Origin of the sequence: Stenotrophomonas sp. 704A1 (assembly GCF_030549525.1) — a bacterium.
In the GTDB taxonomy this organism is placed as follows: domain Bacteria; phylum Pseudomonadota; class Gammaproteobacteria; order Xanthomonadales; family Xanthomonadaceae; genus Stenotrophomonas; species Stenotrophomonas tuberculopleuritidis.
In genome coordinates this window covers 2,093,996-2,119,221 of sequence record NZ_CP130831.1, presented here as the reverse complement: position 1 = coordinate 2,119,221, position 25,226 = coordinate 2,093,996, and the positions used below count along the sequence as shown (strand labels likewise).

Annotated in this window: 18 protein-coding genes and 1 tRNA gene; 10 read left to right on the top strand and 9 right to left on the bottom strand. The window is 68.6% G+C overall.

The annotated features are described in order from the left end of the window. Positions 1-3: 3 nt before the first annotated feature. From Q5Z10_RS10110 to Q5Z10_RS10090, 5 genes are all read right to left on the bottom strand, one after another. The gene (locus Q5Z10_RS10110; RefSeq protein WP_303638947.1) at positions 4-3,702 is read right to left on the bottom strand and encodes a TonB-dependent receptor; all 3,699 of its coding nucleotides are present in this window, start codon (positions 3,700-3,702) and stop codon (positions 4-6) included. Next, positions 3,699-9,872 (bottom strand): CshA/CshB family fibrillar adhesin-related protein, encoded by a 6,174-nt coding sequence (locus Q5Z10_RS10105; protein WP_303638946.1) that lies wholly within the window; start codon positions 9,870-9,872, stop codon positions 3,699-3,701. Before Q5Z10_RS10105 ends, Q5Z10_RS10110 begins: the two co-directional genes overlap by 4 nt. Positions 9,873-10,289: 417 nt before the next feature. Next, positions 10,290-10,985 carry a MarC family protein gene (locus tag Q5Z10_RS10100; protein WP_303638945.1) on the bottom strand — a complete coding sequence of 232 codons (696 nt, stop codon included), beginning with the start codon at positions 10,983-10,985 and terminating at the stop codon, positions 10,290-10,292. Positions 10,986-11,314: 329 nt separating this feature from the next. Next, a complete protein-coding gene (locus Q5Z10_RS10095; RefSeq protein ID WP_303638944.1) occupies positions 11,315-11,965 on the bottom strand; it encodes a hypothetical protein in 651 nt (216 codons plus the stop codon). Positions 11,966-12,151: 186 nt separating this feature from the next. Beyond that, positions 12,152-12,228 (bottom strand) — tRNA-Arg (locus tag Q5Z10_RS10090). 184 nt (positions 12,229-12,412) lie between these two features. Here Q5Z10_RS10090 and amaB point away from each other — a divergent pair. The 7 genes from amaB to Q5Z10_RS10055 all read left to right on the top strand — a co-directional run bounded on the left by amaB (position 12,413) and on the right by Q5Z10_RS10055 (position 19,052). Next, positions 12,413-13,945, top strand: coding sequence for an L-piperidine-6-carboxylate dehydrogenase (gene amaB, locus Q5Z10_RS10085; protein ID WP_303638943.1), 1,533 nt, complete (start codon positions 12,413-12,415; stop codon positions 13,943-13,945). Positions 13,946-13,985: 40 nt separating this feature from the next. Continuing rightward, positions 13,986-14,795: an SDR family NAD(P)-dependent oxidoreductase gene (locus Q5Z10_RS10080; RefSeq protein WP_303638942.1), complete on the top strand. Its 810-nt coding sequence runs from the start codon at positions 13,986-13,988 to the stop codon at positions 14,793-14,795. Positions 14,796-14,933: 138 nt separating this feature from the next. Next, a complete protein-coding gene (locus tag Q5Z10_RS10075) occupies positions 14,934-15,218 on the top strand; it encodes a DUF4190 domain-containing protein (protein ID WP_303638941.1) in 285 nt (94 codons plus the stop codon). A gap of 5 nt (positions 15,219-15,223) precedes the next feature. After that, positions 15,224-15,994: a class I SAM-dependent methyltransferase gene (locus Q5Z10_RS10070; RefSeq protein ID WP_303638940.1), complete on the top strand. Its 771-nt coding sequence runs from the start codon at positions 15,224-15,226 to the stop codon at positions 15,992-15,994. 9 nt (positions 15,995-16,003) lie between these two features. Further along, positions 16,004-17,059, top strand: a complete 1,056-nt coding sequence (locus Q5Z10_RS10065) for a quinone-dependent dihydroorotate dehydrogenase (protein WP_303638939.1) — start codon at positions 16,004-16,006, stop codon at positions 17,057-17,059. An 8-nt stretch (positions 17,060-17,067) separates the two neighbouring features. Then, complete coding sequence (gene murB / locus Q5Z10_RS10060) at positions 17,068-18,132, top strand: UDP-N-acetylmuramate dehydrogenase (RefSeq protein ID WP_303638938.1); 1,065 nt, start codon at positions 17,068-17,070, stop codon at positions 18,130-18,132. 32 nt (positions 18,133-18,164) lie between these two features. Continuing rightward, on the top strand, positions 18,165-19,052 hold the full coding sequence (locus tag Q5Z10_RS10055; protein ID WP_303639164.1) for a DMT family transporter: 888 nt from the start codon (positions 18,165-18,167) through the stop codon (positions 19,050-19,052). 52 nt (positions 19,053-19,104) lie between these two features. Here the strand turns inward: Q5Z10_RS10055 and Q5Z10_RS10050 are convergent, their stop codons facing one another. Then, on the bottom strand, positions 19,105-20,175 hold the full coding sequence (locus tag Q5Z10_RS10050; protein WP_303638937.1) for an aminoglycoside phosphotransferase family protein: 1,071 nt from the start codon (positions 20,173-20,175) through the stop codon (positions 19,105-19,107). Positions 20,176-20,352: 177 nt separating this feature from the next. Here Q5Z10_RS10050 and Q5Z10_RS10045 point away from each other — a divergent pair, with 177 nt between their 5' ends. Next, positions 20,353-20,769 (top strand): DoxX family protein, encoded by a 417-nt coding sequence (locus Q5Z10_RS10045; protein WP_303638936.1) that lies wholly within the window; start codon positions 20,353-20,355, stop codon positions 20,767-20,769. An 11-nt stretch (positions 20,770-20,780) separates the two neighbouring features. Here the strand turns inward: Q5Z10_RS10045 and Q5Z10_RS10040 are convergent, their stop codons facing one another. Continuing rightward, entirely contained in the window at positions 20,781-21,584 is an 804-nt protein-coding gene (locus tag Q5Z10_RS10040; RefSeq protein WP_345783985.1) for an APH(3')-II family aminoglycoside O-phosphotransferase, read from the bottom strand. A 71-nt stretch (positions 21,585-21,655) separates the two neighbouring features. Here Q5Z10_RS10040 and Q5Z10_RS10035 point away from each other — a divergent pair, with 71 nt between their 5' ends. Continuing rightward, positions 21,656-22,372 (top strand): SDR family NAD(P)-dependent oxidoreductase, encoded by a 717-nt coding sequence (locus tag Q5Z10_RS10035; RefSeq protein ID WP_303638934.1) that lies wholly within the window; start codon positions 21,656-21,658, stop codon positions 22,370-22,372. 20 nt (positions 22,373-22,392) lie between these two features. Here the strand turns inward: Q5Z10_RS10035 and Q5Z10_RS10030 are convergent, their stop codons facing one another. Next, positions 22,393-23,004: a TetR/AcrR family transcriptional regulator gene (locus Q5Z10_RS10030; RefSeq protein ID WP_303638933.1), complete on the bottom strand. Its 612-nt coding sequence runs from the start codon at positions 23,002-23,004 to the stop codon at positions 22,393-22,395. 104 nt (positions 23,005-23,108) lie between these two features. Here Q5Z10_RS10030 and Q5Z10_RS10025 point away from each other — a divergent pair, with 104 nt between their 5' ends. After that, positions 23,109-24,185 (top strand): MBL fold metallo-hydrolase, encoded by a 1,077-nt coding sequence (locus tag Q5Z10_RS10025; protein ID WP_303638932.1) that lies wholly within the window; start codon positions 23,109-23,111, stop codon positions 24,183-24,185. Between the two features lie 25 nt (positions 24,186-24,210). On the opposite strand, the gene Q5Z10_RS10020 is transcribed toward Q5Z10_RS10025, so the two are convergent. Further along, positions 24,211-24,708 (bottom strand): Rossmann-fold NAD(P)-binding domain-containing protein, encoded by a 498-nt coding sequence (locus Q5Z10_RS10020; RefSeq protein ID WP_303638931.1) that lies wholly within the window; start codon positions 24,706-24,708, stop codon positions 24,211-24,213. Between the last annotated feature and the right edge of the window lie 518 nt (positions 24,709-25,226).

Here is a 25,226-nt window from a genome sequence, read left to right as displayed (position 1 = left end):
CGCTCAATAGCGACCGACCAGGTTCAGGTACCAACCGCGATGGGTGTAGTCGAACCGGGTCAGGTCATCGCTGAAGTCAGTGAAGTTGTAGCCCACGCCGACCCGGAAGTTGCGGCCGACATCGCGGTCCACACCTGCCAGCCAGCCCTGCCGGCGGCCGCCGTCGCGGACATCCAGCAGGCGATGCTCCAGCAGGCCATGCCACTGGTAGAACAGGTCGTAGCGCAGCTGCGCCGCAGCGAACGTGGTCGCTGAATCGAACCACGGGCCGCTGCCGCGCCCGTAGCGCACCTCCCCCTCGCGGCGCGCCAGCTTGGCCGCCACTTCCCAGCGCGGGTCGATGCGGTAGACACCCTCCAGCGACAGCACCTGGGTGCGCTGGTCGTAGTCCACGCCGTTGACCTGGCCCAGGGTCGACAGGTCATACAGATAGCTGTAGCGACCGAACAACGCCCAGCGATCGTTGTCCCACGGGCGGTAGGCGAAGCCGAGATTGGCCTCGATGAAGCGTGCCCCGGCCACCGGGTTGATCGCATCGTCGGTGTCGGCGTAGTTGAAGCGCGCCGCGATCCGCCAGCTGTCGTTGAGCCGATGGCTGAGACGGTTGGTGCTGACCCACTGCGTGCGGCGCTCGGCACCGGTATCACGGCGCCACTCCAGCTTGCTCTGCCAATCGGTGCCCGGCGACGTCCGGCCTGCCGACAGGCTGACCGCCTTGCGATCGACCTGGCCGCTGCTGGCGTCCAGGGTGCCGTCGCTGAGGGTAAAACCGGCGTTCCAGCCCACGGCCGGGTAGAAGTCCATGCCGAAGGTGTGCGCCAGCCCCGATTCCTGCCCGGACTTGAGGAACTGGCTTTCGTTGAACACGTTGACCTGGTCCGACAGCCGCCAGCGCTGGCCCAGCGTCCAGCCGTCCTGCGCGTTCGGGCTGAACAGCGGGTCGTACTCGCTGCGGTCGATGGACTGGGTGAAGGCGCCGTAGAAGCTGTGCTGCGGGGTCAGCTTGTACTCCGCATTGACCTGTGCGGCACTGCCGCGGTCGCCATCGCTCAGCTCCGCGCCGACCGTGGACTGGTTGGCGAAGGTGTAGGTGCCGCCGCCGACCACTGCATCGTTGTCGGCGTAGCGACCGTGGTCGTCGTCGACGGTCAGCTGGCCGCCGCCATAGAGATCCAGGGCCGTGCCGATGCGATGGGTATAGCGCGCCGCCGCCAGCACCCCCGCCACGCTGCCGATGCCACGGTCCTCCTGCACACGGCGCAGCTCGGCCGACAGGCGATCGTTGTCGCCGATGCGCCATTCAGCGGTGGCCTGCGCCTGGATCAGCGATTCACTGCCGCGCCGCGCTTCGCTGTAGCGGGCATACAGGCTGAGATCGTCGGTGAGGTAGCCCAGCAGTTCAGCGCCCTGCTCGCGCACGCGCTGGCCATTGTCGAAGCGGCCCACCGAATACCCGCCATCGACCTGCCGCCACCACGCGCCCGCGCTCCAGTCGCGCTGGGTCCAGCCCAGTTCGCGCAGGTTCACCCGTGCCTCCACGGCGCTGGCCTCGCCTTCGCGCGGCCCGTCCGGATTGAGCCGGGAGAAACTCAGGCCGCCGTTGTCGGAGAAGAACACCGGGGCACTGGTCGCTTCGCTGCGGCTGTGCTCCACCTTCAGGTAGGTGCCGCGCCCGGCCTGCAGGGTCAGGTCGGCGCCCTTCAGGGTGTAGTCCTGACCGGCCCGCTGTTCGTCCACGTAGGTGGCGCCCACCGCCACGTGGTCGCCGAACCAGTGCTTGCCGCGCAGGCCCGCGGTGATGTCATCGCTGTCGAAGCCGGTCGGTACCCATTCGTAATCGACGATCAGGCGCTGCTCGTAGCCATCCAGCGGCACGTCGCGGCTGATCCGGCGCAGGTTCTCGCGGCTGACCTGGGCCAGCGGCCGGGTCAGCAGGATGCGGCCCTGCAGCGCGTCGATCTCGTAGTCGGCGCCGCGCACCAGCGCTACGCGCTGCTCCACGCGCCCGGTGGTGCGGTCACGGATCTCCAGCACCACCTGGTCCGAGCCCCGCAGGATGCTGGCGTGGCGCAGGTAGTACAGGCTGCCGCCGGTACCGATGAACTCGCTGTGGCCGGGCGCGGTCTCGGCCTGCGCGCCGAACAGCCGCAGCTCGGTCTGCGCGTCGCCCCACGCATTGGCCGCGCGCGACCGCCACGACACCGCTGCGCCGTACAGCGAACGCACGTACTGCGCATACTCGGTGCCGCTCAGGCCGGTGTTGTAGTTGCCCCACAGCGCCTGGTTCTTGTCCCAGTCCATGCGCAGGTAGAAGCGGCCCATGGTATCGACGTCACGCTGGGTCAGCGAATCGTCGCCATAGGTCGGGTAGTACAGATCGGGGTCCAGGCTGCGGAACAGATCCTGCGGATCGGCCGTGGTGAATCCGCTGAACAGTTCGTCCAGCGGCCGGTTCTGGGTATCGGCCTGCGCGGTCAGCAGATAGCGGCCGCGGGTCTTGGCCTTCAGGTAGAACGCCAACCGCCCGTCACTGAGCACATCGTCATCGCGTTCGCCGCGGGCGATGTCGCGGCCGGCGCCGCTGGCCTTGTTCTGGTACACGGTGACGTCGGCCAGGCCGACCCCGAACAGGTAACGGCCACTGACGTCCACCTGCAGCGTCCGCGCGATCACCGGTGCATCCGGCCGTTCCACCCGTACGTCGAAGGCGTGGTGGCCGATCGGCATCAGGTATTCGGCGGCGAACTTGCGGTCCTGGTCCAGCGGATAGCTTTCGCCGTTGATCTTCAGCGCCGCGCCAAGCGGCAGGTCGCGTCCACGCAGGCGCACGCGCGAACCGTGCACCGGGATGTTCTGCTGGCGCAGGCCGTTGCTGTCGAATACCTGCTCCAGCAGCGACAGCGATGCGGCCTGGCCGGCATCCACCGCGGTGCCGCGGCGGCCTTCCAGCGCGTCGCGCAGCTGCTGGTTGCCGCGCTCGACCTCGGCCGGCGTGACCAGCTGCATCGACTGCGCCGAGGTTTCATCCACGTTGCCTTCGGCATCGTAGGCCCGCAGCACGTAGACCAGGCGGTCACCGCGCCGCAGCGGCGTGGAGGCCGGCAGGCTGCCGTCCCAGCTGCCCTGCCCGACCGCCGCCACCGGCAGCTCGAAACGGGCCAGCGCAGCGACGCGGTCGCTGTCGCTGTCGCGGTAGATGCTGACTTCCAGCCGGCTGATGAAGGCGGTGTAGTTGCCACGCACGAAGAAGTCGACCGGACGCACGATGCGTCCGTCGTCGAAGGCCACCATCGCCGGTGCCGAGATCGACAGCTCGGGCTGGCCCATCGCCGGGTCTTCCGTGGCCCAGATCGCGCCGCCTTCGGGCAGGCGGATCATGAACCCGCCACTGACGGTCGCCCTGCCCGGCTCGTCCAGCGCGACGCTGACGCGGCGGTCCGGCTGCAACACCTGCGACGACGAACGGGCGGAGGTACCGTCGGTCACCGGTTCGTCGTAACTGCGCGAGCGCAGGGTGAACAGCAGATCGCCGTCAGCACTGCACTGGCTGCCATCGCAGGCGATCGGCAGGGCATGCTCCGGCGTGGTACCGGCAGGCGGTGCGGCCTGCGCGGACGCGGCGATGCCCAGCAGCAACGCCTGGTACAGCGCCGCGCGCGGAAGGCGGCTGCAACGCCGTGCGGCAGAGTGACGGGCGCTCATCGGCGGGCCTCCTGTTGACGGGCCGCCGCACGGGTGGCGGCGGTCTCCTCGTTGCGCACACGCAGGCGTTGCTGCACGGCGGGGCTGAGCTGGCTGCGCAGCGCCTCGAACACGGCACTGGCGCGGCGCAGGCCCAGCGCCTGGTTGTAGGCGTGGCTGCCACGCACGTCGGTATGGCCGACCAGGCTGACCTGGCCACCGCCCAGCGCTTCCAGGCGCGCGGCGATGGCGGCCAGCAGCGGCTTGAACTCCTCGCGGACCACCGCCTTGTCGGTGTCGAACAGCACGTTGCCGAGCAGCGCCCCGCCCGCATCCACGCCGGCCAGCAGCGAATGCGGATCAGCCACGTCGGTGCGCAGCTGCACCGTCAGGCCGGCGCGCGATCCCTCGGCCACCGCTTCCTGCAGCGCATCACGCACGGCCACCGCACGCGCGAAGGCCAATGCCTGGCTTTCGCCGTTGGCGAGAATCACCACATCACCGCCCTGGTAGCGGTCCACCACCTCGGCCATCTTCGCCAGCACCGGTCGGTAGCCCGCACGCAGCTCGCTGCTGCCGGCGGCGAACAGCACTTCACCCAGTGCCAGTTCGGCACGCTCCGCGGCTGCCTGCGGTGACGGCGGCAGGCGCACGCCGAAGCTGAAGCGGGTCGGCACACCCTGGGTGACCCGGCGCAGCAGCGGATTCTCGGTGGTCAGTGCGGCGCCGGCCGGCACCGTCGCCGGATCCAGCTTGACGATGAAGTTGCGGCCCAGGCGCGCATCGCCCCCGTGCACATCGGCCAGGTGGTAGCGGCCGAACGGATCGGTCTCGATCAGCAGGCCTTCCACCGTGGCCAGTCGCACCCCGGGGATCCCCTGTTCCTGGATGCCCTGGTTGCGGATCACATAGGCCACCTCGTAGCCGTCGGCCACCCGCGCGATCTCGCGATGCACGGCCGGCTCGGCCGCGGTCAGGCCCTTGGCCGCCTCGCCACTGTGACGCAGGCTGGACGCGCCCTGCGCATCCAGCTGCAGGCGATGCCCCTGTGCGCTCTGCAGCACGAAGTCATCGGTGAACGCCAGCTCGCGCAGCCGCTGGCGGATCACCACCTGGTGGGTGTCCGCGGTATCCGAGGTGGAGGCACGGCCATGCACCACGCCGACCTGCACGCCGTGCAGCAGCGGTGCGCTGGCATCGGCCAGCGGCTGCGGACCATCGCCCCGGTCCAGCGTGGTCGAACCGGGAACATAGGCGGCGGCGGCAAAACCACCCTGCACGCGCACGCCGGTCAGCTCGGCACTGTCCTGCCAGCCATCGCCGTCGCGATCATCGAACACGGTACCGAACACCAGGCTGTCTTCCAGCAGCGGGTCGGCATCCATGCCCACTTCCGCCGTGGCCACGTTCGACAGCGGGCTGCCGTCGGTGCCGGTGGCGACCGCCTGGTTGATGTGGGTGCCGGCGCGCACGCCTGCACCCACGCGCAACAGGTAGCTGATGGTGGCAGTGCGGCCCACGGCGATATCCACTGCGCCGATGCGCAGCGGGCTCTGGCTACCACCCAGCGAGAATGCCGCATCGTCATCGGCCACCCGCATCGAGCCGTCCACGTAGCTGAAGCCCGGCGGCGGCGTGTCGACCACCACGCCGTCACGCCAGTGGCTGCTGCCCACGTTCTCCACCACCAGCTGATAGCGCACCAGGTCACCCACCTTGACCCTGCGCGGGCTGGCGGACTTGGTGATGCGCAGCGCGAAATCGGAGATCACCTTGTGCCGGGTCTCGCAGGTGCCGCACTCCGGCGGCGGCGCACCATCGGGGTACTGCCCGCGCAGGCGGTTGAACACCTCGGTGCGTGCTTCCTGGTTGACGATGGCCGGATAGACGAAGGTGTGCACACCCACCGGCGTTCCGGCCGGCAGCGTGCAGACGATGTCCGCGCCCTGCCGTGCGCAGCCTGCCGGCAGCGCATCGATGGTCAGCCCGGCATCGGGGGTATCCACCAGCTGCAGCGGCTGGCGCAGCGCGGCGCGTTCGATGCTGGCCTGCAGGGTGTAGTCCAGGCGGTCGCCCGGGCGCACCTCACTGCCGCTGGCCGGGCCGGACTTCTTCTGCAGCACCACGCGCGGCTCGGCCAGTGCGTGCTCGGTGGTGCAGGTGCCGCTGCAGCTGGGGGTGTCACCGCCGCCGCCGAGCACCGCATTGCGCACGCTGCCGGTCGCCTCCGCGGTCACCAGCGCGCGGTAGCCGAGCGTGTAGGTTCCCGGCACGGTCGCGGCCGGCAGTGTGCACACCAGCGGATTGCTGCCGTTGCACGTGAACGGTCCCGGCTGCGTCACCGCCTGCAACGCCAGGCCGGTACCGAGCGTATCGGTCAGGGTGACCGCATCGGTGGTCTGCGAATTGGCGACCACCACCTCCACGCTGTAGTCCACGGCATCGCCGATGCTGACCGGCGCAACCGTGCTGGAGCTCTTGCGATAGGTCACCGTTGCCGCCAGCACCGGGGTGGTGGTGGTGCAGTCGGTGGTGCAGGTGTTGGTGCCGGTGCCACTGCCGAGCACGGCGTTGCTGACGCTGCCCTTGGCCTGGGCGTTGACCGTGGCGGTGTAGTTCACCGTGTAGGTGCCGGGCACGGTACCCGCCGGCAGGGTGCACAGCAGCGGATTGGCCGCGTTGCAGCTGAAACCGGTGGCGGCGGTGACCGCACCGAAATCCAGGCCCGCGCCCATCGTATCGGTCAGGTTGAACACCGCCGTGGTACGCGAGTGGCTGACCACTGCGGTCAGCGTATAGGCGATGCTGTCGCCGACCTTGACCGCACCGGCAGCCGCCGAGGTCTTGCGGTAGTCGATCGCGCTGCCGGTCACCGGCGTGGTGGTATCGCAGTTGGCCGTGCAGCCCGGCGTGTCGCCGCCACTGCCCAGCACGGCATTGGTCACCTGGCCACTGGCCTGGGCATTGACCACCGCGGTGTAGGACAGGCTGTAGCTGCCCGGTGCGGTACCGGCCGGCAGCGTGCACACCAGCGGGTTGGCGCCGGTGCAGGTATACGCACCGGCGCTGGTTACGGTACCGAAATCCAGGCCGTTGCCCAGCGTGTCGGTCAACGTCACCACGTCGGTGGTCCGCGAGTTGGTCACCACCGTGGTCAGGGTGTAGGTCAGGCTGTCGCCCACCGACACCGGGCCGGTGCTGTTGACCGCCTTGGCATAGCTCACGCCCGGGGTGGCCACCGGCGTGGTGGTATCGCAGTTGGCGGTGCAGGTCGGCGTATCGGTGCCGGTGCCCAGCACCGCATTGCGCACGGTGCCACTGGCCTGCGCATTGACCGTGGCGGTATAGGCCAGGCTGTAGGTGCCCGGCACGGTACCTGCGGGCAAGGTGCACACCAGCGGGTTGGCCGCGTTGCAGGTGAAGGCGCCGGCGCTGGTCACGCTGCCGAAGTCCAGGCCGCTGCCCAGGGTATCGGTCAGGGTCACCGCATCGGTGGTGCGCGAACGCGCTACGGTCACGCTCAGCGTGTAGCCGATGCTGTCACCGACCCGCACCGGGCCGCCGGTCGACACCTGCTTGGCATAGCTCACCAGGGGCGTGGCCAGCGGCGTGCTGGTATCGCAGCTGCCGACGCAGGCCGGGTTGTCCGGGCCGCTGGGCACCACCGCGTTGCGCACCTGGCCGCTGGCCTGGGCGTTGACGATGCCGGTGTAGGAGAACGCATAGGTGCCCGGCACGGTGCCAGCCGGCAGCGTGCACACCAGCGGGTTGCCCGGCACGCAGCTGAAACCCCCGGCATTGCTCAGGCTGCCGAAGTCCAGGCCGGTGCCCAGCGTATCGGTCAGCGTGGTCGGCGCCGTGGTGCGCGCATCGGCCACGGTCACGCTCACCGTGTAGGCCACGCTGTCGCCCACTGCGACCGGGCCGGCCGTGGCACTGGCCTTGGACACCGAAATCCGCGGCGCCGCCACCGGCGTGGTCGTGGTGCAGGTGCTGCTGCAGGTCGGCGTGTCGGTACTGGTACCGACCACGGTATTGACCACCTGCCCGCTGGCCTGCGCGTTGACGGTCGCCGCATAGGTCAGGCTGTAGCTGCCCGGCACGGTACCGGCCGGCAGCGTGCACACCAGCGGGTTGGCCGCATTGCAGGTGAACGCACCGGCACTGGTCACGCTGGCGAAGTCCAGGCCGGTGCCAAGGGTATCGGTCAGGGTCAGCAGATCGCGGGTGTTGCCGTCGGCGATGGTGACATCGACGGTGTAGCTCACCGTGGCCCCCACCGCGACCGGGCCGGCAGTATTGGCGCGCTTGGCATAGCCCACGCGCGTGCCGGGTACCGTCACGTCACTGCGCGCGCAGTGGTTGGCGTCGGTGCAGCCCTCGCCGGGTGCCGGCGGGTTGCCGCCATTGAACGGATCGTAGCCGCCGCCGACGCTGGCATGGTTGCGCAGCAGTCCGGTCGCCGCCGCGGTTACCGTGACCGGCACGGTGAATGCACTGCTGTCGCCGGCGCTGCCGGCCGCGGCCAGCACCTGGCTGCTGGTGCAGGTCAGCGCCTGCCCGCTGGCGGTACAGCTCCATGTGCCGCTGCTGTGGCTGCCGGTCCAGGCCGGCACGATGCCGGTGGGCAGCTGGTCGCGCACGGTGATCACCCCTGCCGGCACGTTCGGCGGATTGCCGGTCGGTACATCGCTGGTGTTGCTTACCGTCAACGTGTACTGGGTACCGGCCTGCCCGTAGTTCCAGATACCTGCGGTGGCGTTGTTGTCCTTGACCACCTTCAGCGCGGGCGCGGTGATGGTGATCAGGTGATCTTCCACTTCACCATCGTCAGCCACGCCGGTCGGCTGCTGGATCTGCGCCGGGTTGGTGGCATAGCGCAGGCGCACGTAGCTGGTGCCGGCACTCACCTGGCTCGGCACGGTCCAGCTCAGGCTGGCCTGGCCACCGCTGCAGGCGGCGGTGGTACTGCGCTCGCCCGCATCGAACGTGCCATTGCGGTTGAAGTCGATCCAGCCGGCCACACTGCCGTTGCCCACGCAGGCCACCGGCTGGCTGATCTGGGTACCGGCCTGCATCACCGTCAGCCGGTAGCTGGCAGGCCAGGCGTTTTCTTCGTTGGGATTGCCGGCCGGGAAATTGTCATCGCCCTTGGCATCGGCGCTGTAGCTGCTCTTCTGCTCGGTATCCGGGCCCACGGTGCCGAGGAAGTCGGTCAGCGGCGGTGCCAGGCCACCCGGCGCATAGGTGGCGGTGTTGATGTTGGTGGCGGTGCCGTTCACCGCCAGCCCGTCCGGGCGGAACTGCAGATCGTCCACCACATGCATGGCGTCGCCGTAGCTGGCCGGTGCGTCGCCGAAGTCGGCATACGGCACCAGCAGGCCGATGGCGATGGCGGTGGCGCCGGAACCACGGATCGAGAACCCCATGTTGACGGCCAGGTTGCCCGGCGCGTGCGCGGCGTCGTCGAAGTTGAGGAAGGTGACCGCGGCGGTGTTGTTGTCGTTGCCGGGCCCGAAGCGCACCACGCTGTTGGCGCCGCTGCTGGACTTGGTGACGTTGTAGGGGCCGGCGCCGAGGTTCTTGCGCATCTCGACCACGTTCCAGGTGCCGAGCGCACTGGCCTCGACGAACTCGCCGCTGTTGTTGATCGACTCGGCGTCGGCCATCACCACGCCGCGCAGGCGGTAGGGCGCGCCGCCCAGGGTCGATACGCAGTTGATCTCGAACGTGGAGGCGCCGCCATTGCGGACGATGCCGGCGATCAGGCGGTTGCTGCCGCCGCTGCCGCCGACGTTGTACAGATCGTCCAGGCTGTCGCCGCTGAAGGCGCCGGGCCGGTAGCTCTGCAGCGCGCCGCCACCGCCGATGTTGGCCAGGCTGCAGCTCACCTCCAGATTGACGCCGGCGGCCACCGGCATCGAGATCGACGAGGTGTCACCGTTGTTGAGCGTGACCCCGGGCGTGCCCAGCTCCGAGCCGCCACCCCAGGTCAACCACAACACCGTGTTGCGGTAGGGGCTGCTGCCACCGGTGGCATAGGCCGCGGCCCAGGCCAGCGAGGGCGACACCGCGGCGAGCAGCAGCAGCAGGCCGGCGGCCAGCAGCCGGCCGCCGCGGCGGCGTGCGGTCTTCTCGGGATGAACGGATTCACCGCCCGCGCGGATGCGCGACGTCGTCGACTGCCACATGTTGAATTCCCCGTCGTCGGCCCCGCTGGGGGACCGCTGGTCAGTGGGTGGCCGGGGACGTTCTCCCGGATCCGCAGGCCCCCTCACTGGGCGTGTCTGCCGGCTCCGTGGCAACTGCATGCGTCCCTGGACCCGTTGGTCAGGCTCCTAAAACTGTGACGACAATAACACAATGCAAACATTTCTGTGATGCCCATCACATTTAAGTTTGCCGACTATGGCGCCATCTCCCTGGGCACAGTTGTAGCAACCGGGCTGCGCGGCGCCGTGCACGGATCCGGCAGGGGGAGCGCCCTTTCCGGCAATTCGTCACGCATTTTCGGATTCGACCACGGCTGAGCGCTGGCGGCCGGGCACCGCCCCCCCGGCGTGCGGGCGCACGCCTGGCCTCGCCCGTGCGGGGAGCGCGCGGTCGGATCAGAGCGCCGGCGTAGCGCCGAAGGTGTCCTGGTTCAGGTCGACCCAGCCGGCCCACATCAGCTGGATGCCGATGCACAGCAGCACGAAGGCCACCAGTTGCTGCATCACCACCGCGCCGGTCGGGCCAAGGCGGCGGACCAGCACGATGGCGTTGCGCAGGATCAGGTAGATCACCGCCACCACAAGCAGGGCGCCTCCCACCGCGACGATCACCCCGGACAGCAGGTGCAGCGGAGTCACCGACTCCACATGCGTGCCCAGGGTGATGCAGGCCGCCAGCGTGCCCGGGCCGGTGGTCAAGGGAAAGGTCAGCGGGAAGAAGCTCTTGCGCTGCAGCTGCGCATCGCCCATCGCTTCGGCCTGTTCCTGCGCCGGTGTGGGCGGATCATCGGTGCGCGCACCCAGCATGCGCCAGCCGGCGGCCGCCACCAGCAGGCCACCACCGATGCGCACCACCGGCAGCGAGATCCCGAACAGTGACAGCACGTAGGTGCCGACCAGCATCGCCAGCACGATCACCACGAAACTGTTGAAGGCGATCTGCCGCGCCAGCGTCTTCGCCAGCGCCGGCCGTCCGCCCACGGTGGAGACGAAGATCGAGGCCGTGCTGAGCGGATTGATGATCGGCAACAGCGTGACCGGGACCAGGATCAGCTCGCCGGCCAGGGTGGCGAGCAGCTCGGGCAAAGCCATGGCGCACTCCGCATCGGACTGCCGGCATCGTAGTGCGCCGGCGCTGCTGACCGGGTGAAGCCGTTACCAAGGCGCGAACAGGATCAGCAGGACGATAGCCAGCAGCACCGCTGCAACGATCAGCAGGACGTGGCGCTGGCGCCAGGACGGCTTCGGGGTGCCGGGGGTGTTCATGGCTGCGCTCCTTGGCAACGGTTGGGGTCGCCACCAGCCTGACCGCATGCGTCACCGGCCGGCGTGGACGCGATGTGCAATCCATGTGCAGAGCCGGCCCGGCGCGGCACGGTCCACCTCCGCAACCCCGGGCAGGCCAGGCTGCCCCCGCTGCCTCAGCCCCATGGACAACGGAAATCGAGCAGGAATGGCAGCTTTCCGAGGCGTTCAATACCGGCCGGCACGGTCTCGACAATAAAGGGATAGGAGAACGCCCAGACAGTGAAGCCAAGTGCTGAAAGCGCAATCCCCAGATAGATCACCAGATCCAGAGCCACTTTTCCGGATACATGCCATTGCAGGCTCGCCGCATGCCGAAGCAGCCCGGCGCCAGCAAGACAGAGCAGCAGAATGAGCGCGGCAACGGCCATGGCCGCAGCAACCGAGCCATCCAGACGGCAGCGGAAGACGCCGCTCACAAGCGCCAGCGCGATATACGCGACCGCAGCATTGGCGAGCAGCTCCAGGGGTTTTGACGCCCTTCGGTAGAGTGACTTCGGATTCACGTAGGGAACCAGCAGCAGCGCCACACCCACAACCAGGACATCGACCAGGCCGATGCCCAGAAGGAGTTCGAACGATGAAAGACCGTTGATGACCTTCTGCCAGGCGTCAGGGTTCTTCAGCTGCTTGGCGCATGCCCAGAAGACGATGGAAAGCACAGTGAGCAGAAGGAAATTGGCCCATAGGCCCCACTTCTTCACGTGCATCAGCGAACCGGCGCAGATGCCGGGCACTGCTCGTGGCTTGCCCTGTCTGTCGTTCAACCCGATTCCCCATTGCCTGATCCTGAAATCCAGCGGCTCCGGCGGGGAAATCTTTACTTCCGGCCCGGACGGAACGGGCCCCGGCAGGGCCGACCCAGGCGCCGGGCCTCTGCGCCGGGCTCCTGGCCCGCCCCGGCCCGCGCTGGACCATCGGGCAAAGGCTGCGCAAGCGCACTGCGCTGATCATGGTGACCCCGGCCCGATTCGAACGGGCGACCTTCCCCTTAGGAGGGGGACGCTCTATCCAGCTGAGCTACGGGGCCATGCAGCCGCCAAGTTTACAGGCAAGGCCGCCTGCGCACCAAGCATTCATCGCTCGGCACGGTTGCACTGGCGCGGCGCACCATGGGAAATCCGGGCGCTCTGCTACCATCGGCGGCTCAGTTCGTCGCGCCCCCACCTGCCCGCGACGGCACCAAAACAACGTAACGAAACACAGGAGTCTGCATGTCTTCCGAGCTGCTCAAGTCCCTTGGCCTGGACGCGATCAACGCTGGCACCTACCTGGGCAACGGGGAGTGGTCGAGCGCGACCGGCGGTGAGCTGATCACCCCGGTCAACCCGACCACCGGCGAGCCGATTGCGCAGGTCCGCGCGACCACCGAAGCGGAGTACGAGACCGTCATCGCGCGCGCCCAGGAAGCCTTCAAGGTCTGGCGCACCACGCCGGCGCCGCGCCGCGGTGAAGCCGTGCGCCTGTGCGGCGAAGCACTGCGTGCGCACAAGGACGCGCTCGGTTCGCTGGTCGCGCTGGAAATGGGCAAGAGCAAGCCGGAAGGCGACGGCGAGGTGCAGGAGATGATCGACATCGCCGACTTCGCCGTGGGCCAGAGCCGCATGCTGTACGGCTACACCATGCATTCGGAGCGCCCGGGCCACCGCATGTACGAGCAGTACCACCCGCTGGGCCTGGTCGGCATCATCTCGGCCTTCAACTTCCCGGTGGCGGTGTGGAGCTGGAATGCGTTCCTGGCCGCCATCTGCGGCGACGTGTGCATCTGGAAGCCGTCCAACAAGACCCCGCTGACCGCCATCGCGTCCATGCGCATCTGCAACCAGGCGCTGCGCGAAGCCGGTTTCCCGGACATCTTCTTCCTGGTCAACGATGCCGGCACCGCACTTTCGGAGCGGCTGGTCGACGACCGCCGCGTGCCGCTGATCAGCTTCACCGGCTCGACCCAGGTCGGCCGTACCGTCAACGAAAAGGTGGCACGCCGCCTCGGCCGCTGCCTGCTGGAGCTGGGTGGCAACAACGCCATCATCCTCGACGAAACCGCCGACCTGAAGCTGGCCGTGCCGGGCATCGTGTTCGGTGCGGTCGGCACCGCCGGCCAGCGCTGCACCACGACCCGCCGCCTGATCGTGCACCGCTCGATCTACGCCGATGTGCTGGCCACCCTGGTCAAGGCCTACAAGCAGGTCGAAGGCAAGATCGGCGATCCGACCGATGCCGCCAACCTGATGGGCCCGCTGAACAGCGATGGCGCCGTGCAGCAGTTCCTCGACGCCATCGCCCAGGCCAAGGCCGCCGGCGGCACCGTTGAAACCGGTGGCACCCGCATCGACCGGGCCGGCAATTTCGTGCTGCCGGCGATCGTCTCCGGCCTGAAGAACAGCGACGCGGTGGTGCAGCACGAAACCTTCGCGCCGATCCTGTACGTGATGCCGTATGACACCCTCGATGAAGCCATCGACATGCAGAACGGCGTGCCGCAGGGGCTGTCCTCGTCCATCTTCACCGCCAACCTGAAGACCGCCGAGAAGTTCCTGTCGGCCGCCGGTAGTGACTGCGGCATCGCCAACATCAACATCGGCACGTCCGGTGCGGAGATCGGCGGCGCCTTCGGTGGCGAGAAGGACACCGGCGGCGGCCGTGAGTCCGGTTCGGATGCCTGGAAGGTCTACATGCGCCGCCAGACCAACACCATCAACTATTCGGATTCGCTGCCGCTGGCCCAGGGCATCAAGTTCGACCTGTAACGCTATCTGTAGTGCCGAGCCATGCTCGGCAGGATGCGCCATGAACACCGCAGGAAATGCAGCCGAGCATGGCTCGGCTCTACAAGGTGGCAAGCCGGTGATTGATTTCACCGGCCGCCGCGTGCTGATTGCAGGTGGCAGCAAGGGCATCGGTCGTGAAATGGCGCTGGCCTTCGCTGGCGCCGGAGCGCAGGTCTCGGTCTGCGCGCGCGGCCAGGCCGGCCTGGATGCCCTGCGTGCCGATGCACTGGCGCAGGGCTTGCAACTGCACACGGTTTCCGCCGATCTGGCCGATCCCGGCCAGATCCAGGCCTGGCTGCTGGCGAGCGCCGATGCGCTCGGCGGCATCGACGTGCTGGTCAACAATGCCACCGGCTATGGCATGGCTGACGATGAAGACGGCTGGGCCGCCAGTCTGCAGATCGACCTGATGGCGGCCGTGCGGGCCTCGCGCCTGGCCCTGCCGTGGCTGCGCGCGTCTGATGATGCCTGCATCCTCAATCTGTCCTCGATCGCCGCGCAGCAGCCGCGTCCCGGTGGCGCGCCCTACGCCGCCGCCAAGGCCGCGCTGTCGCACTACACCACCTCGCAGGCCCTGGCCCTGGCCAAGGACCGGATCCGGGTCAATGCGATCGCGCCGGGTTCGATCGAGTTCGAAGACGGCCTGTGGGACCGCCGCCGCAGCGAAGACCCGGCGCTGTACCACGGCACCCTGGCGAAGATTCCGTTCGGCCGCTTCGGCCACCCGCGCGAGATCGCCGATGCCGCCCTGTTCCTGTGCTCGCCGCTGGCGCGCTGGGTCACCGGCAGCGTGCTCAATGTGGATGGTGGCCAGGTGTTGATGGGCTGACACCGGCACCCCGGCAGCTGCCAACCGGGGGTGGCATGCCGTTCGTCGAGCAGGGCCGACGCCTGCCATCGCATCCGCCGGGCATGGGATTGCCCGGGCAGAGGCACTATCATGTGCACACTGCCAAGGAGGACCCCGATGAGCGTGGCACCCCGACAGACAAGCGCCCTGGCCGTGGTCAGCCTGGTCATGGGCATCGCCAGCTGGACCGTCCTGCCCTTCGTGGCCAGCATCGTGGCCATCATCACCGGCCACATGGCGCGCGCCGAGATCCGCCGCCGCCCGCATGAACTGGAAGGCGATGGCCTGGCCGTGACCGGGTTGGTGCTGGGCTGGTTGAACGTGGCGATGGTGGTGCTGGGCATCCTCGCCTTCATCCTGTTCTTCGGCGGCCTGGCCTGGCTGGCGGCGACGGCGAACTGAACGCCATGACCGCCTCCGACAGCACTGAACGCTTCAGCAGCCGAGTGGCCGACTACGTCCGCTACCGGCCCGATTACCCGCCCGCCCTGCTGGACTGGCTGCACGGCCCGATGGGTGTCAGCCACCAGGCGCTGGTGGCCGACATCGGCGCTGGCACCGGCATCTCCAGCCGCCAGTTTCTCGCCAGCGGTCATCCGCTGGTGGCGGTCGAGCCGAATGCCGCCATGCGCGCCGCCGCCGAACAGTGGCTGGCGCCGCAGTATCCGGACTTTTCCGCTGTCGACGGCCGCGCCGAAGCCACCGGTCTGGCCGATGCCAGCATCGATCTGGTCAGCGCCGCGCAGGCCTTCCACTGGTTCGACACCGTGGCGGTGCGCGCCGAGTGGCAGCGCATCCTGCGCCCCGGTGGCCAGGCATTGGTCTACTGGAATTCGCGCCTGCTCGACGCCAGCCCGTTCCTGGTCGGCTACGAACAGCTGCTGCTGGAGTACGGCACCGACTACTCCGCCGTGGCCGAGCGCTACCAGGACGATGCCACCATGCAGGCCTGGTTCGGCCCCGGCCTGCGCGGCATGGTGGAGCTGCCGAACGTACAGCATCTGGACCTCGATGCCCTGCGCGGGCGCCTGCTGTCCTCCTCCTATGCACCCCAACCCGGTCATCCGCGCCACACGCCGATGATCGATGCACTGCAGGACCTGTTCGCCGCCCACGCGGTCGACGGCCAGGTCGCTTTTGAATATCGAACCCGAGCCTTCCTCGGCACGCTGGACTGAAACCAACGCATGTATTCGCTTGCCCGCCCCTTCCTGTTCTCGCTCGACGCCGAGCGCGCCCACGGCCTCGGCCTGTCCGCGCTGGACCTGGCCTACCGCACCGGCACCACGCCGCTGCTGGCCGCACGCATCGCGCCGATGCCCAGCACGGTGTTCGGGCTGACCTTCCCCAATCCGGTCGGCCTGGCCGCCGGACTGGACAAGAACGGCGAGCACATCGATGCGCTGTTCGCACTGGGCTTCGGCTTCGTCGAGATCGGCACGATCACGCCGCGTCCGCAGGCGGGCAATCCCCGCCCGCGCCTGTTCCGGCTGCCGGCGCACAGCGCGATCATCAACCGCATGGGCTTCAACAACGCCGGCGTGGATGCGCTGGTGCGCAACGTCGAGCGCGCGCGCAACCGCCGCGGCCTGCTCGGCATCAACATCGGCAAGAACAAGGACACCCCCAACGAGCAGGCGGTCGATGACTACATCACCTGCCTGGACAAGGTGTATCCGCTGGCCGACTACATCACCGTCAACATCTCCTCGCCCAATACCGCCGGCCTGCGTGAACTGCAGGAGGAAACCGCGCTGCGGCAGCTGGTCAGCCAGCTGCGCGAGCGCCAGGAAACCCTCGCCGCGCAGCATGGCCGCCGCGTGCCGATGCTGGTGAAGGTGGCGCCGGACCTGAGCGAGCGCGACATCGATGCCGCCGCCCGCGTGCTGGGTGAGCTGCAGGTGGACGGTGTGATCGCCACCAATACCACCATCGACCGCAGCCGCGTCGCCGGCGATCCGCTGGCCAGCGAAGCCGGCGGCCTGTCCGGCGCGCCGGTGCTGGAACAATCAACCCTGGTCCTGCGCCGGCTGCGCGCGCGCCTGCCCGAATCGGTGCCGCTGATCGGCGTCGGCGGCATCCTGTCCGGTGCCGATGCGGTTGCCAAGATGGCCGCCGGCGCGTCGCTGGTGCAGTGCTACAGCGGGCTGATCTACCGCGGCCCGAGCCTGGTGGCCGACTGCGTGGAGGCGATCCGCCGCCGTCGCGAGGCCCCCAGCCGCGGCGCGGTGGCACCGCTGTGAGCACGCCCATGGATGACATCGACACCGCCGCCGCACCGCTGCGCTGGACCCTGACCCGCAATGCACCGCTGCAGGCGCTGAACACCTTCCATGTGCAGGCCAGTGCCGCCCAGCTGCTGGAACTGCATGACCCGGCACTGCTGCCGGAGGTACTGGCGCTGCCCGAGGTGGCCGGCGCGCCGTTGCTGGTGCTGGGCAGTGGCAGCAACGTGCTGATCGCCGACGACCTGCCCGGCACCGTGCTGGTGTTCGGCAACCGCGACATCAGCTTCCTGGAACACCGGGCCGACCATGCCGTGATCCGTGCCGGCGCCGGCGTGTCCTGGCACGGCCTGGTGATGTGGTCGCTGCAGGAGGGCCTGTCCGGCCTGGAGAACCTGGCCCTGATTCCCGGCACCGCCGGCGCTGCGCCGATCCAGAACATCGGCGCCTATGGCGCCCAGGTCGGCGAGTTCATCCAGGCGGTCGACGCCTGGGACTGCGAGCAGCAGGCCTGGGTGCGGCTGGACAACGAACAGTGCGGCTTCGCTTACCGCGACAGCGTGTTCAAGCAGCAGCCGGACCGCTACCTGATCACCGCCATCGAATTGAAACTGCCGCTGCTGCACGACCTGCGCATGGACTATGCGGGTATCCGCGAAGAACTGCAGGCCCAGGGCGTGGAGCTGCCCAGCGCGGTCGACGTGGCCAATGCCGTGATCGCGATCCGCCGCCGCAAGCTGCCCGACCCGGACGTGCTGGGCAACGCCGGCAGCTTCTTCAAGAACCCGGTGCTGCCGCTGGAGCAGGTGGATGTGCTGCTGCAGCACTTCCCCGAGCTGCCGGTGTTCCCCGCAGACCAGGACGGCAAGCGCAAGGTTTCGGCGGCCTGGATGATCGAATCCTGCGGCTGGAAGGGCTTCCGCGAAGGCGATGCCGGCGTTGCACCGAGCCACGCGCTGGTGCTGGTCAACCACGGCAACGCCACCGGCGCCGAGTTGCTGGCGCTGGCGCGGCGGATCTCGGCCTCCGTGCTGGAGACGTTCGGCGTGCCCATCGAACCGGAGCCCCGCCTGCTCGGCGCACAGTGGTGAACACCCCCGCCCTTTCCCCCCGCGCCACCCCGATGCGGGCGGCGCTGCTGATGCTCGGCAGCACCCTGGCCTTCGGCCTGATGGCGGTGGCGATCCGCTACGCCACCCGTTACGTGCCCACCCAGGAAGTGGCGTTCTTCCGCAACGCCTTCGGCCTGCTGGCGCTGCTGCCGATGCTGCTGCGCCCGGGCCATGCGCCATTGAAGACCCGGCAGTTGCCCCGCTACTTCCTGCGCAGCGCGATCGGCCTGGGTTCGATGCTGTGCGCATTCTGGGCCCTGGGCCATCTGCCGCTGGCGCAGGCGGTCTCGCTGTCGTACTCCACGCCCCTGTTCGTCACCATCGCTGCGGTGCTGTGGCTGGGTGAGACCGTGCGCGTGCGGCGCTGGGCGGCCGTGGTGGTCGGCTTCATCGGCGTGCTGGTGATCGTGCGCCCCGGCACCGCCGGTTTCAGCGCCGGCAGCCTGATCGCGGTCGCCGCCGCCGTGCTCAGTTCCCTGGTCGCGATCCAGATCAAGCAGCTCACCCGCATCGACAGCGCCGACACCGTGGTGCTCTACACCTATGTGTTCTGGGTACCGCTGTCGCTGCTGCCGGCGCTGTTCGTGTGGGTCTGGCCGACCGGCGCGGCCTGGGGCTGGCTGCTGGCCACCGGCGTGCTCGGCACCATCGGCCAGTTGCTGTGGACCCGCGCCCTGCGCCTGGGCGAAGTCTCCGCGCTGACCCCGATCAGCTTCCTGCAGCTGCCGCTGGTCACCCTGTGCGGCTGGCTGCTGTTCGGCGAGACGGTGGACCGTTGGACCCTGCTGGGCGCAGGCATCATCCTGGCGGCCAACGCCTACATCGCCCACCGCGAAGCCGTGCTGGCACGGCGCGCCGCCAGCGTGGCCGCGACCGCCGCCGCCAAACCCGCGGAATGAACCGCACCGCAGGACGGCGCCGGCTGCAATGGTCCGGTCGGAAGATCCGTGGTTACCGCGAACCCGACCCGGCGCCGGCCGGGGCCTCTGCGGAGGCCGAGGCCCCGGCCGCTTCCTGCGCCACCTGATACACCCGCTCGGCCGCGTCGAACACATTGCCCGGCGCGAACTGCTCGCCCAGGTAGTGCAGCGTCTGCCGTCGCTGCTGCGTCGTCCGCAGCGCCGCGCCCGGGTCCAGCAGCAGCTGCTCGAACTCGGTCAGGTCCTGCAGGATCCGCCAGTGCCGGTACCACGCAATCCAGCGGGGGTCGCCCAGGTCGCTGCCGTAGCCTTCGCTGAAACCCGGAGGATGCTCGCGTCCCCAACGCCCGCCCACCGCCGCGCCGACGAACATCAGGTCACGCTCGCGCGGCGCCATCGCCAGGCCATCCCAGTCGATCAGGTGCAGCGCATCGTCCTGGCCCATCAGCACATTGCCGGCGTGCAGATCGGTATGGCACAGGTGCAGTGCAGGTGACTGCTGCTGCAGGGCCGCGCTCAACTGCGTGGCGCGTGCATGCAGCTCGGCGATGCGCGGACGCTGCTGTTCCCACACCGTCAGGAACGCACTGCCCCAGCCATCCTGTGCCGGTGGCAGCCGCGCCGGATCCTGCAACCACGTGCCCACCGTGTCCAACGCCGCCGTTTCCAGCCGCAGGGCGGCCAGACCCTGCTGCAGCGCCGCCGGCAAGGCCGCCTCGTGCAGCCGCCGCAGCACTTCCCCCAGCCGCCGCCACTGCACGCGGCTGAGCGGCGCCTCGAAGCCGGACTGCCCTTCGATGTAGGGAAACAGGGTGAACTGCAGGCCCCAGCGCTGCACCGAGGCGCCGCCGGTCCGTGCCGGCCAGGGCGCCACGATCTCCTCGATGCCCAGCGTGCTGCGCAGCCAGTGCAGGCTGTCCCAGACCGCAGGCGCGACCTGGTAGTCGCGGCACTTCAACCACCACTGGCCGTGGCGGGCGTCGATACGGAACACAGCGGCGTTGGCATCGGCACCCACCGGTCGCGGCACCACCGAGGTGGCGGTGATGCCGTAGGACTGCTGCAGGACTTCGCCGATCTGCTGCGCCGAAGCGAATGACATGGATGCACTGTGCTGGGTAGCTGTCGTCACTATCGCAGATGCCCCTGCTTCCGCACAGGCAAACGGTCACAACATCGATACGCTGCGACACATTGCCCCACCCCGGCATCCGCGCTTGACCTCAACTGCTGTTGAGGCCCGATCCTGCTGCACCTGCCCTCACCCACCACCGACTGCATGCACCCCGTCCTTTCCACGCTGCTGAGCAGCCGCGTCCTGTGGTTCATCGCCCGCCTGCTGCTGGCGGTGGTGTTCCTGTCTTCCGGCCTGGCCAAAGTGCTGGCCTGGGACAGCAGCCTGCTCGAGATGCAGGCCGCGGGCCTGCAGCCGCCCTGGCTGTTCAACCTTCTCACTGCCATCGTGCTGCTGGGCGGCGCCACCTGCCTGCTGCTGGACCGCGCACTGTGGCTGGGCGCGGGCGCACTGGCGACGTTCCTGCTGCTCACCATCGTCATCGTCCACACGTTCTGGAACAAGCAGGGTCCAGCGCAGCAGCTCGCGCTGTTCTTCGCACTGGAGCACCTCAGCGTGATCGGTGGCCTGGCCTGCGCGGCCATTGCCAGCCACGCGCGCCGGGCCCTGCGGCGCGCCTGACCGCCATGGACCTAGAAGAATTCATCCAGCAGGCGGTAGAACGCCAGCCGCCGCGCGTCGGCCTCGATCCCGTAGCGCGCCAGCAGCAGGGCGACCCAGCGCGGATCCTGGTACTGCTCGACCAGGCTGCGCGCGGCCAGCGCCAGGTCCTGCCAGCGGTCCGCCACGCCCAGGCGCCCGCAATCGATGAAGCCGCTGAAGTGACCGTCGGCCGCCATCAGGTTGGGCAGGCAGGCATCGCCATGGACCACCACCGCATCCTCCTGCGCAGGACGCGTGGCCAGCAGTTCGGCATAGGCCTGCTGCGCGCTCCAGCCCCGGCGTTCGTCGTCGAAATCCGCAGCATCCACGTGTCCCGCGGCGACCCGCGCGGCAGCGGCGGCCAGGCGCAGGTGCAACCGCTGGTCGAACGGGCAGCGTGCAACCGGCAGTGCATGCAGCCCGCGCAGCGCATCGGCCAGCAGCACCACCACCTGTGCCGGTGCCAGCGCCGGCGACGAGGCCAGATCCTGCCCGGGCACGGCGCTCATCAACAGCCAGCGCCGCCCGTCCTCTTCCGCCGACGCCAGTACCGCTGGTGCCGGCTGACCGTGCGCGCGCAACCAGCGCAGGCGCAGGACTTCGGCATCGAGTTCGCTGAAGGCATCGATCACCTCCGATTTCAGGAACACATCCGGCCGCCCGCGGCGGCGCACCCGCGCCACGTCCGCCCGCGACGCCCCGATCGCCTGGCGCACGATGTCGGCATCGCGCAGCGCGTGACGCCAGCGCGAGGGCACCGGCATGCCGGTGCCGATGGCGGTTGTTCCTTCCATGCAGCCGGTGACGGTGACGGGCGTTGCGTGGATTGTCACCGAACCTTCTTCCATACCGCAAAGCACAGCCCATGAAACTCATGATCATCGGCGCCAGCAAGGGTCTCGGTCGCGCCTTCGTGGAAGGCCTGTGCCGCCCTGGCGACACCGTCATCGGCGTGTCGCGGACGCAGCCGGCCGCACTGGACTGCGGCGACGGCGTCGAACTGCGCTGGATCGAGGCCGATCTGGGCCAGCCCGCCCACGCTGCCGCCCATATCGCAGCGCACGCGCCAGCGGATCTCGACGTCCTCATCCACAATCTGGGCATCTGGGAGGACAACGCTTTCAGTGATGCCTACGATTTTCTGAAGGAGGACGACAGCGCCCTGGCGCACCTGGTGGAGGTCAACATCACCGCTACCCTGCTATTGCTCCGGCAGCTGTTGCCGCGCGTACTGGGCACGCCACGACCGCAGCTGCTGCTGACCGGTTCGACCTCGGCATTACCTCGCAGCGGTCGGCCGGAAGTGGCCTTCGGTGCGTCCAAGTTCGCGCTCAACGGGATCGCCGATGCGCTGCGCGAGGGATTCCGCCCGCAGCGACTGGCGGTGACGACGCTGCAGCTGGGGTATCTCAATACCGAGGACGCGCTGTCGGTGCCGCGCCCGCAGGCGGCAGCGCGCGGCGATGGTCATTACGTACCGGTGCACGACGTGGTGGCGATGGTCCGGGCACTGCTGGACCTGTCGCCCTCCAGTTTCGTGCGCGAGCTGCTGCTGACAGCGATCGCCGACCCCCGCTGCTAGCACGCTACGGTCCGGCCGCACTAGCGCGCGTAGAAGCCCAGGAACATCGCCACCGCCGATTCGGCCACGCGCGCGCGTTCCTGCGCGCTCAACGGTGGCTGCCCCATCGTCACCTGCGGCCAGAACGCAAAGCTCTTCACCAGCCCGTGCAGCTGGTGGCCGGCGAACTCCGGATCGACCTCGCGCAGGCGGCCATCGGCGATGGCCGCGCGGATCCACGCACTCTCGCCACTTTCCTTCTCCCCCATGCGGCACACGATCGCCTGCGCGCGCTCCGGCGAGTGGATGATCTCGGCCATCGCGACCCGCGCCAGGTCGATGAAATTCCCATCGCTGAGCAGGTCCAGCTTCTGGCCCAGCAGCTGCAGCAACTGCGTCCGCAGCGGCTGGTCGGCGCGGTACGGCAGGGCGTCGCTGGCCACGCTGCGCTCCCACAGCTCCTCCAGGATCATCGAGAACAGCGCTTCCTTGCTCGGGAAGTGGTTGTAGACGGTGCGCTTGGAGACCCCGGCGGCTTCCGCGATGCGGTCCATGCTGGTCGCCTCGTAGCCCGAAGCACGGAACTCCTCCACCGCCGCGCGCACGATGGCGTCGCGTTTGCGGTCGGTCAGGCGTTGCGGGGCACGGGACATGGCGGGAACCGGAAAACTGAACGGATGCCACCATTTTACACTGGGTAGTGTACTTTTGAAAAACACGAAACTACACTGTGCAGTGTACTCTGCGGACGTCACCCATGAAGCGCCTGCTCCTTGTCCTCCTGCTCGGAATCCTCGCCGTGACCGCCTACACCTTCTGCAAGTCCTGGTCCCTCCCCGACTTCCCCGATTCGCCGCAATACCGCGACGGCAGGTTCCGCAATGCGCTTCCGCGTCCGGCGATGGGCCTGCGCGACGGTGCGGAGATCTGGTGGACGTTCCTGTTCAACAAACCCAAGGGCACGGTGCCCGCCCACCCCATTCCGGTGCAGCCGCTGGACCGCGCGGCGCTGGACGCCGCACCGGACCGCAGCCTGTTCCGGCTGGGGCACTCGACGATCCTGCTGAAGCTGCGCGGTCAGTACTGGCTGACCGATCCGGTGTTCTCCGAACGTGCCTCGCCGGTGCAGTGGATGGGTCCGGCGCGCTTCCATGCACCGCCGATCAGCATCGACCAACTGCCGCCGATCGCCGGCGTGATCCTGTCGCACAACCACTACGATCACCTGGACCATGCGGCCGTCATGCAGCTGGCCGGCAAGACCGCGCGCTTCATCGCCCCGCTGGGCGTCGGCGACCAGCTGATCGCGTGGGGCGTGGACGCCTCCAAGGTCGAACAACTGGACTGGTGGCAGTCCACCGAAGCCAGCGGCCTGCGCCTGACCGCGACGCCCGGCCAGCATTTTTCCGGCCGCGGACTGGGCGACAGCGACCGCAGCCTGTGGGCGTCGTGGGTGATCCAGGACGGCGACTTCCGCATCTTCTTCAGCGGTGACACCGGCTACTTCGACGGCTTCAAGGCCATCGGCGAGAAGTATGGTCCGTTCGACCTGACCATGATCGAGACCGGCGCCTACGACCCGCGCTGGGCGTTCGTGCACATGCAGCCCGAGCAGACCCTGCAGGCGCACCTGGACCTGCGCGGCAAGTGGCTGCTGCCAATCCATAACGGCACCTTCGACCTGGCCCTGCACGCCTGGCAGCAGCCGTTCGAGCGCATCACCGCATTGGCCGCCGCGAAGAACGTGCCGGTGGCCACGCCGATGATGGGTGAAGCGCTGGACATGCAGGCGCCGCAGGCGGGTACACGCTGGTGGGAGACGGTGCAGCTGTAATGCCGTGGGCCGGTTCTGGCCGGGCCTATGCCTTCGGCTGCAGCCTGCGCCCTTCCCGGGCCAGATTGAGCTGCAACGCGGCGGCGGCGAGCTCGGTCATTTCCGTCGTGACTTTCCTGCTGCCGCGCGCTTGCAGCCAACCGAGAATGTCGGCGAGGTGCCAGATCGCGGTCGAACCGTCATGCACCGGCGACGGGAACGACTCCGGGTTGGCCAGCATCAGCTTCCGCATGTTCTGACGCGACATTCCGAGCAGGTCTGCGACGTCGGTGAGCCCCACCAGGTCGGGGCTCACCTCGACCAGTTCGGCACCGGGCGCGGCCCGCTGCACATCGTCCAGTGCCGAACGCAGGGCAGCCCCGGCACTGTCCGCTTCGCGGCAGAAGGCCAGGGCCAGCCTTCCCGGCAGCCCGAGGCCCACCAGCGCGTCGTCACAGCCGGCCTCAGCCAGGCGGCCCTCGAGGTCTCCGATGTCATCGCCCATGTCGGGCAAGCGGTACTTCAGGGTGAAATTGAATTCCATGATTGACCACCTCGCTTCTGGCGACGCCTGATTTCATTGCTCACGAATGCAGTTCTCGACCACGCGCCGCAACGCGCTTGCATGGTTGCGGGCACTGCGCGGCGTGCTCCAGATGCTGACGATGCAGAACTCTCCGCATCGGCAGTCGGAGTCGTTGTAGGGACAATACATCCGACCCCACGCATGGCCGCCAGCCCTACGCAGCCTCCATCCACGATCTTCAGCGAACTGCAGTGCCGCTTCGATGTCCTTGTCTGGGTGACGCGCTCGAGGCATTCCCTGTTCTCTCCAGTCTGCACATGACACACACGGGTTGTCAAATGACAACCCTCCGGGCTTCAACATCTGGCATGACCGTAGCCGATGCCACCCACGCGTCCAGAGTCAGATCCGTCAGCCCTTGATCGATGGCGACGGCATGCCAGGTCACCGGCCAGGATCACCCCGTCACGCGGCACCTATTGCAATGCGTCATGTAACCGGTTACACGCCCTGCTAGCGTAGCGCCTGCCCGATTC